General features: G+C 74.4%; 11 protein-coding genes. 6 read left to right on the top strand and 5 right to left on the bottom strand.

All coding sequences use genetic code 11. From position 1 onward, the window contains the following. Positions 1-47: 47 nt before the first annotated feature. Positions 48-1,577, top strand: a complete 1,530-nt coding sequence (locus ACZ3YO_RS13660; RefSeq protein ID WP_465568918.1) for an FAD-dependent monooxygenase — start codon at positions 48-50, stop codon at positions 1,575-1,577. Positions 1,578-1,649: 72 nt separating this feature from the next. On the opposite strand, the gene ACZ3YO_RS13655 is transcribed toward ACZ3YO_RS13660, so the two are convergent. Beyond that, complete coding sequence (locus tag ACZ3YO_RS13655) at positions 1,650-2,216, bottom strand: CGNR zinc finger domain-containing protein (RefSeq protein WP_465568916.1); 567 nt, start codon at positions 2,214-2,216, stop codon at positions 1,650-1,652. Between the two features lie 327 nt (positions 2,217-2,543). On the opposite strand from ACZ3YO_RS13655, the gene ACZ3YO_RS13650 reads away from it, so the two are divergent. The 5 genes from ACZ3YO_RS13650 (at position 2,544) to ACZ3YO_RS13630 (ending at position 9,121) form a co-directional block, all read left to right on the top strand. Further along, positions 2,544-4,703, top strand: coding sequence for a S53 family peptidase (locus ACZ3YO_RS13650; protein ID WP_465568914.1), 2,160 nt, complete (start codon positions 2,544-2,546; stop codon positions 4,701-4,703). A gap of 241 nt (positions 4,704-4,944) precedes the next feature. After that, entirely contained in the window at positions 4,945-6,006 is a 1,062-nt protein-coding gene (locus ACZ3YO_RS13645) for an XRE family transcriptional regulator (protein ID WP_465568912.1), read from the top strand. Positions 6,007-6,198: 192 nt separating this feature from the next. Then, positions 6,199-6,672, top strand: a complete 474-nt coding sequence (locus tag ACZ3YO_RS13640; RefSeq protein ID WP_465568910.1) for a VOC family protein — start codon at positions 6,199-6,201, stop codon at positions 6,670-6,672. A gap of 126 nt (positions 6,673-6,798) precedes the next feature. Then, the gene (locus ACZ3YO_RS13635; protein WP_465568908.1) at positions 6,799-7,716 is read left to right on the top strand and encodes a pyridoxamine 5'-phosphate oxidase family protein; all 918 of its coding nucleotides are present in this window, start codon (positions 6,799-6,801) and stop codon (positions 7,714-7,716) included. 229 nt (positions 7,717-7,945) lie between these two features. Continuing rightward, on the top strand, positions 7,946-9,121 hold the full coding sequence (locus ACZ3YO_RS13630) for a peptidoglycan-binding protein (RefSeq protein ID WP_465568906.1): 1,176 nt from the start codon (positions 7,946-7,948) through the stop codon (positions 9,119-9,121). Here ACZ3YO_RS13630 and ACZ3YO_RS13625 read toward each other — a convergent pair. From ACZ3YO_RS13625 to ACZ3YO_RS13610, 4 genes are all read right to left on the bottom strand, one after another. After that, a complete protein-coding gene (locus ACZ3YO_RS13625) occupies positions 9,118-9,900 on the bottom strand; it encodes a TrmH family RNA methyltransferase (protein WP_465568904.1) in 783 nt (260 codons plus the stop codon). The two genes, ACZ3YO_RS13630 and ACZ3YO_RS13625, sit on opposite strands and share 4 nt — an antisense overlap. A gap of 116 nt (positions 9,901-10,016) precedes the next feature. Then, a complete protein-coding gene (locus ACZ3YO_RS13620) occupies positions 10,017-12,188 on the bottom strand; it encodes an FUSC family protein (protein ID WP_465568902.1) in 2,172 nt (723 codons plus the stop codon). A 10-nt stretch (positions 12,189-12,198) separates the two neighbouring features. Then, positions 12,199-13,440 (bottom strand): HTTM domain-containing protein, encoded by a 1,242-nt coding sequence (locus tag ACZ3YO_RS13615; protein WP_465568900.1) that lies wholly within the window; start codon positions 13,438-13,440, stop codon positions 12,199-12,201. Further along, positions 13,437-14,096, bottom strand: a complete 660-nt coding sequence (locus ACZ3YO_RS13610; protein WP_465568898.1) for a DUF5819 family protein — start codon at positions 14,094-14,096, stop codon at positions 13,437-13,439. Before ACZ3YO_RS13610 ends, ACZ3YO_RS13615 begins: the two co-directional genes overlap by 4 nt. Positions 14,097-14,261: the final 165 nt, after the last annotated feature.

The following is a 14,261-nucleotide window of genomic DNA, read 5'->3' as shown; positions in this document are numbered from 1 at the left end:
CGCCGCCGACCGCGGCCAACCATCGTCCGATCACGGGGAGCTGACACATGACAGCCAAGCAGACCGTCACCGACGTCCTGATCGTCGGCGCCGGACCGACCGGGCTGCTGCTGGCCGGGGACCTGGCCACCGCCGGCGTCCGGGTCACCGTCCTGGAGAAGCGCGGCAGCGAATCGAACCTCACCCGGGCCTTCGCCGTGCACGCCCGCACCCTCGAAATGCTGGACGCCCGCGGCCTGGCCGACGAGCTGATCGCCACCGGCGTCCCGCTCGGCTCGCTGCGGCTCTTCGACCGGCTCCGGGTCGACCTCGGCAGCCTGCCGACCCGGTTCCCGTTCGTCCTGATCACCCCGCAGTCGAACACCGAACGGCTGCTCCAGGAGCGCGCGCTGAAGGCCGGCGCGACCATCCTGCGCGGCGCCGAGGTCACCGGGCTGCGCCAGGACGCCGAGGGCGTCACGATCGAAACGCTCCCCCACGCTCCGGGCGGGGGGACCCCCATGGACGGCGCCCCCGTCACCCACCGGGCCCGCTACGCCGTCGGCACCGACGGCGTCCACTCCACCGTCCGCGACCTGCTCGGCATCCCCTTCCCCGGCGAATCCGTGGTCAACTCCGTGGTGCTGGCCGACGTCCGGCTGGAGCGCGCCCCCGACGAGGTGATCACCGTCGGCGCCACCGAGGACGGCTTCGCCTTCCTGGCCCCGTTCGGTGACGGCTGGCACCGGGTGATCGCCTGGGACCGGCACGACCAGCACCCCGACGGCACCCCGCCCTCGCTCGAGCGGATCGCCGAGATCACCCGCGACACCCTCGGCGAGGACTACGGCCTGCACGACGCCCGGTGGTCGTCCACCTTCCACAGTGACGAGCGTCAGGCCCCCAACTACCGCTCCGGCCGGGTCTTCCTGGCCGGCGACGCCGCCCACTGCCACTCCCCGGCCGGCGGCCAGGGCATGAACACCGGCCTCCAGGACGCCGCCAACCTCTCCTGGAAGCTCACCGCCGCCGTCCAGGGCTGGGCCACCGACGCCCTGCTCGACACCTACCAGACCGAGCGGCACCCGGTCGGCAAGATGGTGCTGCGCAGCTCCGGCGCACTGGTCAGGCTCGCCCTCGCGCACTCCGCGCCCACCCGCGCCCTGCGCGGCGCCCTCACCACCGTCGCGGAGCACCTCGACGTGGTGGCCGAGCGCGGCGCGAAGATGGTCTCCGGCATCGGCATCAAGTACGCCGCGCCCAAGGACGCCCACCCGCTGGTCGGCCGGCGCGTCCCGGACCTTCGGCTCACCGGCCTGGAGCAGCCCCAGGAGGGCGGGCCGGCCGCGCCCGAACGGCTCTACGAGGCGCTCCGCGCGGGGAAGTTCGTGCTGGTCAGCAATGACGAACTGTCCGCCGCGGCCCCGTGGGCGGACCGCGTGGTCACCGCCGCCCCGGCCGACCCGCACGGCAAGCTGCGGGACACCGTCCTGCTGATCCGCCCCGACGGCTACGCCGCCTGGGCCGCCGTCGACCCGGGCCGCGGCGAACTCCGCACCGCCCTCGCCCAGTGGCTCGGCGCCCCCGCCGACGCCTGACCCCCGCCCCGCGGGCGTAAGGGCGCCCCCGCCCCTACGCCCGCACCCGGGCCACGCGTCACCCCGGCCTTCTCAGGCCTTCACCTTCTCGTAGTGCCGCGCCGCCTTCGCCCGGTTCCCGCACACCGCCATCGAGCACCACCGCCGCCGCCCGTTCTGCGACGTGTCGAAGAAGTGCAGGATGCAGGCCTCGTGCGCGCACTTCTTGATCCGGTGCGTCCCCTGGCCGAGCAGGCCGAGCAGGTCGTCCGCCGCCAGCCAGGCCGCCAGCCACTCCGGGCGGTCCACCTCGACGCTCTCGGCCGGCCCCTGCGGCCCGAGCTCCCGCCGCAGCCGCCCGTGCCGCAGCACCTCGTTCAGCCCGGCCACCGCCTCCGCCCCCGGCGCACCGTGTTCGTCGAGGTCGCGGACGACCGCCGCCAGCGCCTCCCGCGCCTGCCGCAGGGCGGCGAGCCCCGCGTCCCCGGCCGGGCAGCGCGCGGCGAGTCCGGCGGAGGCGAGCCAGATCCCGAGCCCCTCCGGTCCGGCCAGCAGGTCGTTGACCGGCGTGCCCCTCCAGCGGGTGTTCAGCAGGTCCAGCGAGAGCGGCTCGCCGATCAGCGGGCGCGGGTCCCGCGGGTCTGCTTTCCGGTCCGTCATCGGTTCTCCCTCGGTCGCGCCCGATACCCGATTCTACGTCCGGCCCGGTCTGTCCCGAATTCGTCCGGCCCGGTCTGTCCCGAATTCGTCCGGCCGGAATCGGTCCGGTCGGAATCAGGGATCCGATCGGGGGCCGAACCGGAATTCCCGCCATTAACTGTATGGAGCCGTCTCCATTCGGTTCTCCACAGTTGACTGTTTTTTAGCAACGGATTGCTTGACCATAAGCCAATTGCCGGACCCCTTCTGACATGTTCTAGCCAGCGTCTCACCCCAGCGACGCCCTGGCCCCTGCCGGCCCCCACACGCCGGCCAGAGGAGGATTCCGTGCGCCCCCGCTCCCTTGCCCTCGCCGCGGCCCTTGCCGTTCTGCCGCTGACCGCCGTCTCGCTCGGCGTCACCGCCGCGCAGGCTGCCCCGAACCCCAACGCCTCCGCGCCCCGCGTCTCGCTGCCGAACACCGTGACCCCCGCGGTGGCCCGTTCGGAGAAGAAGGGCGACGTCCCCGCCGAGCAGCAGCTCACCGTCGCGATCAGCCTCAAGCTGCGCAACACCGCCGAGCTGGACCGCTTCCTCACCGCGGTGGCCACCCCGGGCACGCCCGAGTACGGCCGGTTCCTGACGCCGCAGCAGTTCACCGAGCGCTTCGGCCCGACCCAGGCCGGCGTCGAGCAGGTCAAGTCGTACCTGGCCGCCCAGGGCCTGACCGTCTCGGGAGTCAGCGACAACCGCCAGGTGGTCAACGCGCACGGCACCGCCGAGCAGATCGCCAAGGCGTTCGGCACGCACGAGAGCGCCTACCTGGACCCGCAGCAGCAGCGCACCTTCTTCGCCAACGACGCGGCCGCGTCCGTCCCGGCGGACCTGGCCGACGTGGTGCAGGGCATATCCGGCCTGAACAACCACACCGTCCGGACGACCCGCAACATCAAGCCCTCCAGCACGCCGGCCGCCCCCAACGCGACCACCGCCGCCCCGAGCGGCTTCGGCCCGGGCCAGTACGACGGCGCCTACAACCTCGACAAGACCGGCGCCGACGGCACCGGAGTGACCGTCGCCCTCTGGGAGTTCGACGGCTACAGCGCCAACAACCTGAAGACGTACGACTCCCAGTACGGTCTGACCGGCCCGGCCGTCTCCACGGTCTCGGTGGACGGCGCCAACTACGACAGCAAGCCCGGCGAGGGCCAGGGCGAGGTCGAGCTGGACAGCGAGATCGTCCGCGGTGTCGCCCCCAAGGCGACCCAGCTCGTCTACGAGGCGCCCAACAGCGACCAGGGCGAGATCGACATGGCCGCCAAGATCGTCGCGGACAACCGGGTCTCGGTCATCTCCATCTCGTGGGGCTCCTGCGAGCCGGACACCACCGCCTCCTCGATGACGGCGGTCGACAACTCGTTCAAGCAGGCCGCCGCCCAGGGCATCTCGATCTTCTCGGCCTCCGGCGACGACGGCTCCCGCGACTGCACCCGCTCCACCAGCGGCTCCTCCGTCAAGGCGGTCGACTTCCCGGCGTCCAGCCCGCACCAGACCGGCGTCGGCGGCACCAACCTCAAGGTCTCCGGCAGCGCCTACTCCTCCGAGAGCGCCTGGAGCACGGCCGGCGGCGGCGTCTCCACCGTCTTCCCCAAGCCGAGCTGGCAGACCGGCACGGGCGTGACCGGCACCATGCGCACCGTCCCGGACGTCTCCTCCAACGCCGACCCGGCCAGCGGTTTCGCGATCTACACCGCCGGCGGCTGGCAGGTGTACGGCGGCACCAGCGCGGCCGCGCCGCTCTGGTCCGGCTACGCCGCCCAGTTCAACCAGAAGGCCAAGGCCGCCGGTCAGCCCGTCCTCGGCGAGGCGAGCCCGAAGCTGTACGCGGTCGCCAACAGCAGCAGCTACGGCACGACGTTCCACGACGTGACCACCGGCAAGAACCAGGACTTCTCCACCAAGGCCGGGTACGACCAGGTCACCGGCTGGGGCAGCCCGATCGCGGACGCCCTGAACACCGCGCTGCTCGGCACCACCCCGCCCCCGTCCGGCGGCTGCACCGCGACCCAGCTGATCGGCAACGGCGGCTTCGAGACCGGCACCGCCGCGCCGTGGACGGCGTCCAGCGGCGTGGTCGACAGCAGCACCGGTGAGGCCGCTCACTCCGGTTCCTGGAAGGCCTGGCTGGACGGCTACGGCAGCTCCCACACCGACACCCTGTCGCAGACCGTCTCGATCCCGGCCGGCTGCAAGGCCACCCTCTCGTTCTGGGTGCACATCGACACCGCCGAGACCGGCACCACCGCGTACGACAAGCTGACCGTCCAGGCCGGCTCGACCACGCTGACCACCCTGTCGAACGCCAACGCGGCCGCGGGCTTCGTCCAGAAGTCCTTCGACCTCTCGGCCTTCGCCGGCCAGACGGTGACGGTCAAGTTCACCGGCACCGAGGACACCTCGCTGAAGACCAGCTTTGTCCTGGACGACGCCGCTCTCAGCGTCTCCTGACCAGTCTCGCCCCCACCCCGTCGGGGCGGTCCGCACCTGGACCGCCCCGGCGGTGTGTTTCCGCACTGTTTCGAGATCGCTAACCTTGCTGTCGAACACCCGTGACTACTGTCATACGCACGACTGATGACGTAGCCTCTCGACCGTGCATAGGGTTCCCCACAGCTCGGTGAAGCCGCTGACGGCGCGCCTAGGCGCCGGACCGGCCGCGCCGAACCCGCCTGCTGGGGAAGGTAACCGTATGGGCTCACAACACCCCCAGGACGCCCGGCTCCGGCTGGTCGGCCCGCGCCCCGGCGCGCCCGCACCCGCCACCACGCCGATCCCGCCCTCCGCCGCGGCACCCATGACCGCAGCACCCGCGACCCCGGCGCCCGCGACCGCAGCGCCGGGCCCCGGCCGCCCCGCGCCCGCCGGGGGCTTCGCCGACGCCCTGAACCTGGCGATCGAGGCCAGCGGCCTGAGCCTGGACCGGATCCGCGCCGCACTCGCCCAACGCGGTGTCAGGGTCAGCGTCACCACGCTGAGTTACTGGCGGCGCGGCCGCAGCCAGCCCGAGCGGGCCAGCTCACTGCGCGCCGTCCACCTGCTGGAGGAGCTGCTCGGCCTGCCGCACTCCACCCTCTCCGCACTGCTCGGCCCGCCCCGTCCGCGCGGGCGCTGGGCCGCCGCCGCGAACACGGCGCACCTGCGGCTGGAGGACGTCTGGCCGGGCGAGCAGGAGATCGCCGACGTCTTCACCGAGCTGAACGCCCCGCCGGTCGGCGAGCTGGAGCGGCTCTCCATCCACGACTCGTACTACGTCGACTCCGAGCGCCGCGGCAACCTGCTGCGGATGCGCCAGGTCGTCCGCGCCACCGTCGGCGGGGTGGCCCGCTGCCTGGTCGTGCACAAGGCCGACGAGGAGGCCACCGGCTGCCCCGAGATCACCTCGGTCCGGCACGGCCGGCTGGGCAGGGTCCGCCGCCGCCCGGAGGTCGGCCTGGTGGTCGGCGAGCTGATGCTCGACCGGCCGCTCGCGCTGGGCGACAGCACGGTCTTCGAGTACGAGGTGGAGATCCCGCCCGGCGGCCCGACCCTGGAGTACAGCCGCCGCTTCGCCATCCCGGTCCGCGAGTACGTGCTCCAGGTGCACTTCGACCCGGCGGCCGTCCCGGTCCACTGCGAGCGCTACGACCGCGCCCCGGGCGAGGACGTCGACCGCCGCCGCGAGCAGCTCTGGATCGGCGCCTCCGCCAGCGCCCACGTGCTCGCCCCCGACCAGCAGCCGGGCCACGTCGGCATCCGCTGGGAGTGGGAGTAGCCCACCGCGCACCGCGCGACCGGCCTCCGCTCCGCCATCTTACTCATTTGTCATGACACCGCCACCCCCTTCTCTATCTAACCCCTTCATACCCGAGCACTGGTTGACGCCCCTACTGTCTAACCACTAATATCTATAACAACAGTTAGACATCGGCGTCCGCGGACGTCCCAGCCACGGGAGTGACCAGCCATGTCCAGCACCACCCTCAGCAGCGGCACCCTGCAGACCGGTCACGTGGGCCTGAACGTCACCGACCTGGACCGCTCGGTCGCCTTCTACCGGCGCGCCCTCGGCCTGGAGCTGATCAACGAGGGCACCGACCCGGACCGCCGCTTCGCCTTCCTGGGCCGCGACGGCCGGCTGCTGATCACGCTCTGGCAGCAGAGCACCGGCACCTTCGCCACCGCCGCACCCGGCCTGCACCACCTCTCGTTCCAGGTCGACTCGCTGGACGAGGTCCGCGCCGCCGAGCAGGTGCTGCGCGAGCTGGGCGCCGAGTTCGCCCACGAGGGCGTCGTCCCGCACCGCGAGGGCGCGGCCTCCGGCGGGATCTTCTTCACCGACCCGGACGGCATCCGGCTGGAGATCTACACCCCGAAGGGCGTGGACGAGACCGAGGCCGCCGCCCCCGCCGGGTCCGCCCCGACCTGCGGCTTCTTCTAGATCCGCGCGGACCTGCGGCTTCTCCGAGATCCGTCCGTACCTGCGACGTCTTCCGGACCCGTCCGGACCAGCGGCTTCTCCCGGGTCCGGACGGACCGACCACCCCGCCAGGACAGGAGGCACGCCATGACCGGAAGTACGCCCTACCACCCGGGCGAGCGCGCGGTGCAGGCCCGGGCCGGCCGCAGCGACCGGGCCGACCACTCGGGCCGCGCGATCGGCAGCACCATCCCGGCCGTGGCCGCCCGCTTCCTGGCCGAGCGGCAGCTCCTGGTGGTCGGCGCCGCCGACGCCGACGGCCGGCTCTGGGCCACCCAGCTCACCGGCGGGCCAGGCTTCCTGCGCGCCCGCGACGACCGGACCCTCACGGTGGCGGCCCGTCCCGCCGACGACGACCCGCTGGCCACCGCACTGGCCGGGCCGGCCGAGGTCGGCACCATCGCGCTGGATCCGGCCGGCCGGCGCCGGATGCGGCTCAACGGCCGCTCCGTGCCGGACGGCCGGGGCGGCCTGGTGGTCACCGCCGACCAGGTCTACGCCAACTGCCCGAAGTACATCCAGCGCCGCAGCCCGCTGGCGCAGCCGGCCGCCGGGACCCCGCACGCGGTGGCCGCCGGGCCGGTCCTCTCCACCGTCCAGCAGCTGGCCGTGGCCACCGCCGACACCTTCTTCGTCGCCACCGCCGGCCCGGACGGCCGGGTGGACGCCTCGCACCGGGGAGGCAACCCCGGCTTCCTCAGGGTGCTCGGACCGGACCGGCTGCGCTGGCCCGAATACGCCGGCAACAGCATGTTCATGACCCTCGGCAACCTGGAGCTCGACCCGCGCGCCGGCGTGCTGCTGCCGGACTTCGAGACCGGCGGGGCACTGCTGCTCACCGGCGAGGCCCGGACCGACTGGTCCGGGCAGGCCGCGGCCGGCCTGCCCGGCGCCGAGCGGGTGGTCGACCTCACCGTCACCGGCGTCCTCGAACTGGCCGACGCCACCCCGCTGACCTGGACCGATCCCGAGTACTCACCCGCCAACCCGCCGGCCGCCGCCTGACCGGGCGTCGCACGGCCGGCCTGACCGCCCGCCAGATCCCTCCCGGCACTACCGTCCCTCTTCCGCCCGCGCCGCGCCGGGGCCGCCGAACGGCCGTCACCCTCCCAGCCCAGCCCGCCGCGCCGAACACCCGTCCGGTTTGGGAGTTTGGTCCCGATGACACATGCCATCGGCCTGGAAGGTCTGGCCCTGTCGAGCCGTCAGGGCCAGACCGGGAAAGAGGCGGAGAATGACCCGTACCGACCAGCTGACCCCGTTGCTGCAGTTCGACGAGGTCGAACCGGACGACGACTGCATATGCGGGGGCTGCAGCGCCCGTCGCCGGGCCCGGCTGCACGCCGCCCCTGTCCACGAGGGCGGCCATGCCGCGTCCCGCAGCGCCCGCCGCCGCGCCGCCGTGCTGATGGCCGCCGTCGGCACCGCGCTCGGCGGCGGTGCGGCCGGATCCGCCGCTGCAGCCCCCACCCCCACCCCCAGCCCGGGCGGCAACAGCGCCACCCAACCGCCCAGGACCCCGCAGGGCGAGGTCAGCGACCCCTACGGGGACGACGGCCGCGGGTTCGCCGCCCCGCGCGCCACCGCGGTGCCGGTCACCCGGGCGCAGATCATCCAGCGGGCACAGAGCTGGGTCGACCAGAAGGTCCCGTACAGCATGAGCAGCTACTGGTCGGACGGCTACCGCCAGGACTGCTCCGGCTTCGTCTCGATGGCCTGGGGCCTGGGCAGCAGCCAGACCACCTGGACCCTGCCCGACTTCGCCGACCGGATCACCAAGGCCGACCTCCAGCCCGGCGACATCCTGCTCTTCAACAACCCGGCCAGCCCGCAGGCCGGCTCGCACGTCGCCGTCTTCGGCGGCTGGACGGACTCCACCCGCACCCGCTACCTGGCCTACGAGCAGACCTCCCCCGGCACCACCCAGCGGGACACCCCGTACGCGTACTGGTCCAACTCCGCCTCGTACGTCCCGTACCGCTCCAGGGAGCTCTCCGGCGGAGGCAGCGGCAACGACGGCTCCTCGTCGACCGCCTTCCCCGGAGCCGACGCGTTCGGCCCGGGCGCGAACAACACGTACGTCACCAAGCTCGGCCGGATGCTGGTGCAGCGCGGCGGCGGAAGGTTCTACACCGAGGGCCCCGGCCCGCGCTGGAGCGAGAGCGACCGCAAGGCCACCGAGGCGTTCCAGCTCGCCCAGGGCTGGCGCGGCGCCGAGGCCGACGGCCTGCCGGGCAAGGACACCTGGGACCACCTGGTCAACGGCAAGGGCCGCGACATCGACGGCGCCACCCCGCTCCCGCCCCCGCCGGCGACCCCCGGGGTGCCCGCCTTCCCCGGAGCCGACCGGTTCGCCCCCGGCGCCGCCGACGACCGCCGACCAGCCCCCGGCCAACCGCCCGCCCGCTAGCCCACGCGTCCGCCCGGCAGGGGAGCACCGGGCGGGCGCCCCGACATCCAGTGGAAGAGCCCCATCGCGACGCTGGTCGCCAGGTTGAAGCTGGAGACCCCGGGCTGCATCGGCACCGCCACCAGCCGGTCGGCGCGCGCCTTCAGCTCCTCCGAGACGCCGTGCCGCTCGGTGCCGAAGGCGAGCAGCGCGTCGTCCGGGAAGGACACCGTCCGCACGTCGGCCCCCTCCGGGTCCAGGACGTAGAGCGGGCCGGCCGGCAGCTCCGGCAGCGCCAGCCGCTCGACGGCGGTGGCGAAGTGCAGGCCGGCGCTGCCCCGGACGACGGTGGGGTGCCACGGGTCCAGGTCGCCGGTGGTCACCACACCGGTGGCGCCGAAGCCCGCCGCCAGGCGGATCACCGCGCCGACGTTGCCCAGGTTGCGCGGGTTCTCCAGCAGCACGACCGGAGCCGTCCGGGGCCGCCGGGCGAGTGCGGCCAGGTTCGCCCCGGCGGTGGGCCGGGCGGCCAGCGCGATCACGCCGGTCGGGTGCAGCCGCGGCGCGAGCTCCCGCAGCTCCGCCTCCGGCACCTCGGCCGCCAGGCCGTCCAGCGCGGGCACCACGTCCTCGGCCAGCTCGGCGGCGAGCGCCAGCAGCGCCGCCCGGTCGGCGGTCAGCACCTGCCGGACGTCCCCGCCGAAGCGCAGCGCGTGCTTCAGTGGGTGGAAGCCGTCCAGCAGCACCGTCCCGGGCGCCCGGGCGCCCGCCCGCCAGGCCCGCACCAGCTCGTCGTTCATGCCGCTCACTCTGCCACCCCGCCGTCCGGCGGCCGCAGCCGCCCGGGTCCGCCGCCCTGGCCATGGCCGTCGCCGTGGCCGTCGCCCTGACCGTCGCCGTGACCGTCCGGCACGCCCTACCGGGCCGTCGACTCCTGCGCGCGCTGCGCCGGGGTGGCCGTGCCGCCCCCGCGCAGTGCCCGTTCCAGGTCCTTCAAGGCCTGGAGCAGCAGCCGGGTACTGGACCGGACGACGTCCCGCTGCACGCCGGGCGGCGCCCCGGCCAGGCGCTCCTCCAGCTGGGCGTGCGCCTCCCGGACCGCGCCGAACTCCACCGGCCGGCCGGTGAGCAGCGCGCCCGCCGCCAGCGCGGTGGCCAGCCGCAGCTCCTCCGCGAACTCGGCCGTCCCGGGCACCGGTTCGGCGTCGGCGGCCGGCAGGTGGGCCTCCAGCAGGACGGCGACCCGCCCCAGGTGGCCGACCGCGGCCCGGGCCCGGTCGAGCTGACGGCGGCTCACCCCGGGCAGCCCGGAGGCGTGCCGGCCGGGTTCGGCGTCGGCCCGCTGCATCGCCTGGAGCAGCTCGGAGCGGGCCTCCCGGGAGTCCAGCAGGGCCGACCTCACCTCCCGCCCGCGCGGCGCCGCCGGGTGCTCGTAGACGGCGACCACGGCGGCCGCGTACCGCCCGGCGGCGGCCAGCCACTCGGCCAGCCGTTCGCCGAGCCGGGCGGTCTGCCAGGTCGGGAAGAGCGCGTAGACGAGCAGCGCGACCGAACCGCCGAGCAGCGTCAGCCCGACCCGCTCCACCGCGGTGACCAGCGGGTTCCCGGCCTGCAGCCCGAGCAGGAAGACCACGTACGAGGAGACTCCGACCGTCATCAGCGCATAGCCGGTGCGCAGCGTCAGGTACGCGACGCCGATGCAGAACACCGCGAGCGCGGCCAGCACCCTCCCCCCGGGGTGGGCCAGCTGCACCACCAGGGTGGAGACGGCGACGCCGACCATCGTCCCGGCCAGCCGGGCCACGCCCCGGCTGTAGGTCTGCGCGAAGTCGGGCCGCATCACCATGGCGGCGGTCATCGGCGCCCAGTAGCCGTGCTCGAAGCCGGCCAGCCGGGCGAGCAGGTAGGCGAGGGTGACCACCGCGGTGAGCCGGACGGCGTGCTGGAAGACGGCCGAGTGCGGCTGGAGCTGGCGGCGCACCGCGCGGACGGCGACCGGCAGCATCCGGGAGAGCGGCGGTTTGCGCAGCGCCCCGCCGGCCCCGACCACGGGGGTGCTGATGGTGTCCTCGTCGCCGCGTTCCAGGGTGTCGGCGGCCTTGCGCAGCAGCCCGGCCAGCCGGCGGGCGGCCCGCCGGGCGGCGCCCCGCAACTCCGGGCCCTCGACCGGGACGGCCAGGGTGAGGGCCGCTCGGAGCGGTGGGGGCACGTCCGGCCGGAGGCTGGGGGAGAGCTGCAGCGGGTCCCCGGTGCGGATCGCCTTGGCGAGGGCGTCCATGGCCTCGGCGGCGGCGGCCAGGACGGCCCGCGCCCGGTCGCGTTCCGGGCCTTCCGCCGGGGCGCCGACCTTGGGGTCGGCGAGCGCGGCGAGGGTGGGGCGGATCCGTTCGGCGAGGCCGCGCAGGCCGCGCATCTCGGGCGGCCGGTGGCGGTCCTGCCAGGGGGTCAGCGCGGCCGCGTGCCGGGCCGTCATGAACGGTGCCGGGTCGACGTGCGCGGTCGGGTCCTGGCGCAGCCGGCGGGCGTAGTCGGCGAGTTCGGCGTAGGTGTCGGCGAGCGCCTCGCGCTGGGCGGTCCAGCTGCCGATCGGCCAGAGCGTGATGACGACCGCCTGGACGAGGCCGCCGAGCGCGCAGACCAGCCCGTGGCCGAGCGCGGCCGGCACGCTGACCGGCAGCTGGACCACGACCAGCATCACCGCCAGGGTGTTGGCCGCGACCACCCCGGCGGTGGGCCCGATCGCCCAGGCCAGCCCCGCGCCGAAGGCCCAGACGGCGAGCAGCACGGGGAAGGCGCCGGGCACGCCGGCGGCCAGGTAGCCGAGGAAGGTACTGGTGCCGAGCCCGATCCCGGCCGCGACGGCGAGCGAGGCCCGGGGCCGGAAGCTGCGCTGGAAGGTGGCCGTCCCGGCGATGAAGGCGCCCATCGCGGCCGAGGTGGCGAGCCGCGGCCCGCCCAGTGCCAGTGTCGGGAAGAGCACCAGCGCGACCGCGACGGCGCCGCGGACCGCCCGTTTGGGGTCGGTGAGCGCCCGGTCGAGCGTCAGTCCGGTCCGCGCGGTGTCTCGGAGTGCGGCGAACCAGGACATACCGGTCAGCTTAGGGGAGGGGCTCCTCCGGGAGCCGGACGCCCCGGACGCGCGCCCCCACGCCCCCGATCCGCGCGGCCGCCCAGAGCAGCGCGGCCGTCGGCAGGAAGACCGCGTCCGCCGCGACCATCGCCAGCGAGAACACCGGCAGCCCGAGCAGCACCGCGATCCCCAGGTGCTCGGCCATCATCACCACCAGCAGCGCGTTCTTGACCCGCCGGCTGACCAGCGTGAACGGGAACGCCACCTGGAGGATCACCGTGCCGTAGGAGATCAGGAAGACGGGAAGCAGGGCCGAGGCGACCAGCCCGGAGAGCCACGGCCAGGGCGTGAAGTAGTCAAGGTGCAGCGGGTAGTAGAGCGCGGTGCCGTCCTGCCAGCGCGAGCCCTGCACCTTGTACCAGCCGGCCGTCGCGTAGATCAGTACCACCTCGGCGGCGATCACCAGCATCGCGCAGTTGTGCACCATGGTCGCCAGCGCGTCCAGTACCGCCCGCGGTTCGCCGTCCGGCCGCAGCCGTCCGAGTGCCCACCAGAGCCCGGCCACCGCCCAGAGGCCCCAGAACACCGGGGACCAGCCCAGGTACGGGAAGGCCGCGGTAGTCCAGGTCAGGCTCTCCCCGGAGAAGCCGCCGAGCTGGCAGACCAGCAGCACCGCGCCGAGCACCGCCCAGAGCACCACCCCGCCCGGGCCGGCCGCGCGGCGCCGGGCGTCCAGCGACCAGACCTCGGCGCAGCGGGTGAAGACCAGGTAGACCGCCATCAGGTGGACGACGTTGTCGCCGCCGTCCCCGAGGAAGACGTTGCGGTTCTGCAGCGACAGCACGGTGACGAGGAACAGCACGCTGCTCGCCCTGGTCCGCCAGCCGAGCGTGACCGCGACGGCGGCCAGCACCGCCAGGTGGTAGACCAGCTCGAACCAGAGCCGCCCGCCGAACCAGGGCAGCACGGTCAGCGCCCCGTTGTCGGCGAGCAGCCGCTCGGCGAGGTCGAGCGACCAGGGTGAGGTGTCGCCGTACAGAAGCCGCCGGTTGGGCCACTCGCGGAGCAGGTGGGCCAGCCAGACCAGGCCGAAGCCGATCCGCACCGCCGCCGCCTGGTGGCGGCCGAGCACCTGCCCGGTGAACGCGCCGAAGGCCCGCGCGCACAGCGCGCCGACACCGGGGCCCGGCCGCCGCGGGGCCGGTGCCGGGGCGGGCACGGGCTGCTGGGGGACCGCCGGCAGCAGCTGGTCCGGCGCCGTCTCGTTCACCCGAGCCCCCCGTAGTCCTCGTCGTTCACCGGCCACCACGGCAGTTCCCGGACCTTCGGTCCCGGCGGCGCGGCCTCCCCGCTCCAGACCGGAGGCGGCACGGTGGCGGTCGTCACCCGGAACTCGATCTCCATGATCCGCTCGCCGTCGGCAGCGCGGCCGATCCGCTGCAACGCGATCCGCTTGAGGTACTGCTCGGCGAGCTTGCCGCGCGGGTTGGTCAGCGAGTCGTCCTGGGCACTGTGCGAGCCGTCGTAGAAGTCCCAGGCCCGGCGCAGCAGGTTCTGGTCGGCGTGGCTGGGCGCCGGGTTGCCGCGGATCGCGGCGATGTCGCGGGCGGTCAGCCCGACCCAGTCGTGGGTCCGGGTGGCGCCGCCGGCCACGACCGTGCGGACCCGGGCGTCCAGGCTGACGTTCTGCTGGAGCGGGTTGGGGGCGAACAGCTTCCAGTTCTGCTCGAACTCCGGGTACACCACGCCGTCGACCTGCTCCCGGTACTCCCGGGAGAGCGAGTTGGCCGGGGCCACGTGCAGGAACACCGCGCCGAGGAAGAGACCGGTGACCGTGACCAGCGCCACGGCGGCCGCGGCGAGCACGGCCAGCGCCGGCGTCGACCAGGCCCTCGCGCCGGGCGGGTCCTCCGCGCTCTCGGTCATGCACTCTCCCCCAGCCTTCGGCCGGGAGGTACCCCCACCCGGCAGCCTTCGGCCGGGAAGTCACCCACCCGGCAGCCTTCGGCCGGGAAGTCACCCACCCGGCAGCCTTCGGCCGGGAAGTCACCCACCCGGCAGCCTTCGGCCGGGAAGTCACCCACCCGGACG

The sequence above is a fragment of the Kitasatospora sp. NPDC022785 genome, assembly GCF_055561295.1.
The sequence above is the reverse complement of the archived record's forward strand: the minus strand, read 5'-3'. Positions and strand labels throughout refer to the sequence as shown.

Excerpts from the sequence above, each read along its gene's own strand:
- ACZ3YO_RS13660 (WP_465568918.1), top strand. The coding sequence starts at position 48 with ATGACAGCCAAGCAGACCGTCACCGACGTCCTGATCGTCGGCGCCGGA.
- ACZ3YO_RS13655 (WP_465568916.1), bottom strand. The coding sequence starts at position 2,216 with ATGACGGACCGGAAAGCAGACCCGCGGGACCCGCGCCCGCTGATCGGC.
- ACZ3YO_RS13645 (WP_465568912.1), top strand. The coding sequence starts at position 4,945 with ATGGGCTCACAACACCCCCAGGACGCCCGGCTCCGGCTGGTCGGCCCG.
- ACZ3YO_RS13640 (WP_465568910.1), top strand. The coding sequence starts at position 6,199 with ATGTCCAGCACCACCCTCAGCAGCGGCACCCTGCAGACCGGTCACGTG.
- ACZ3YO_RS13635 (WP_465568908.1), top strand. The coding sequence starts at position 6,799 with ATGACCGGAAGTACGCCCTACCACCCGGGCGAGCGCGCGGTGCAGGCC.
- ACZ3YO_RS13630 (WP_465568906.1), top strand. The coding sequence starts at position 7,946 with ATGACCCGTACCGACCAGCTGACCCCGTTGCTGCAGTTCGACGAGGTC.
- ACZ3YO_RS13625 (WP_465568904.1), bottom strand. The coding sequence starts at position 9,900 with ATGAACGACGAGCTGGTGCGGGCCTGGCGGGCGGGCGCCCGGGCGCCC.
- ACZ3YO_RS13620 (WP_465568902.1), bottom strand. The coding sequence starts at position 12,188 with ATGTCCTGGTTCGCCGCACTCCGAGACACCGCGCGGACCGGACTGACG.
- ACZ3YO_RS13610 (WP_465568898.1), bottom strand. The coding sequence starts at position 14,096 with ATGACCGAGAGCGCGGAGGACCCGCCCGGCGCGAGGGCCTGGTCGACG.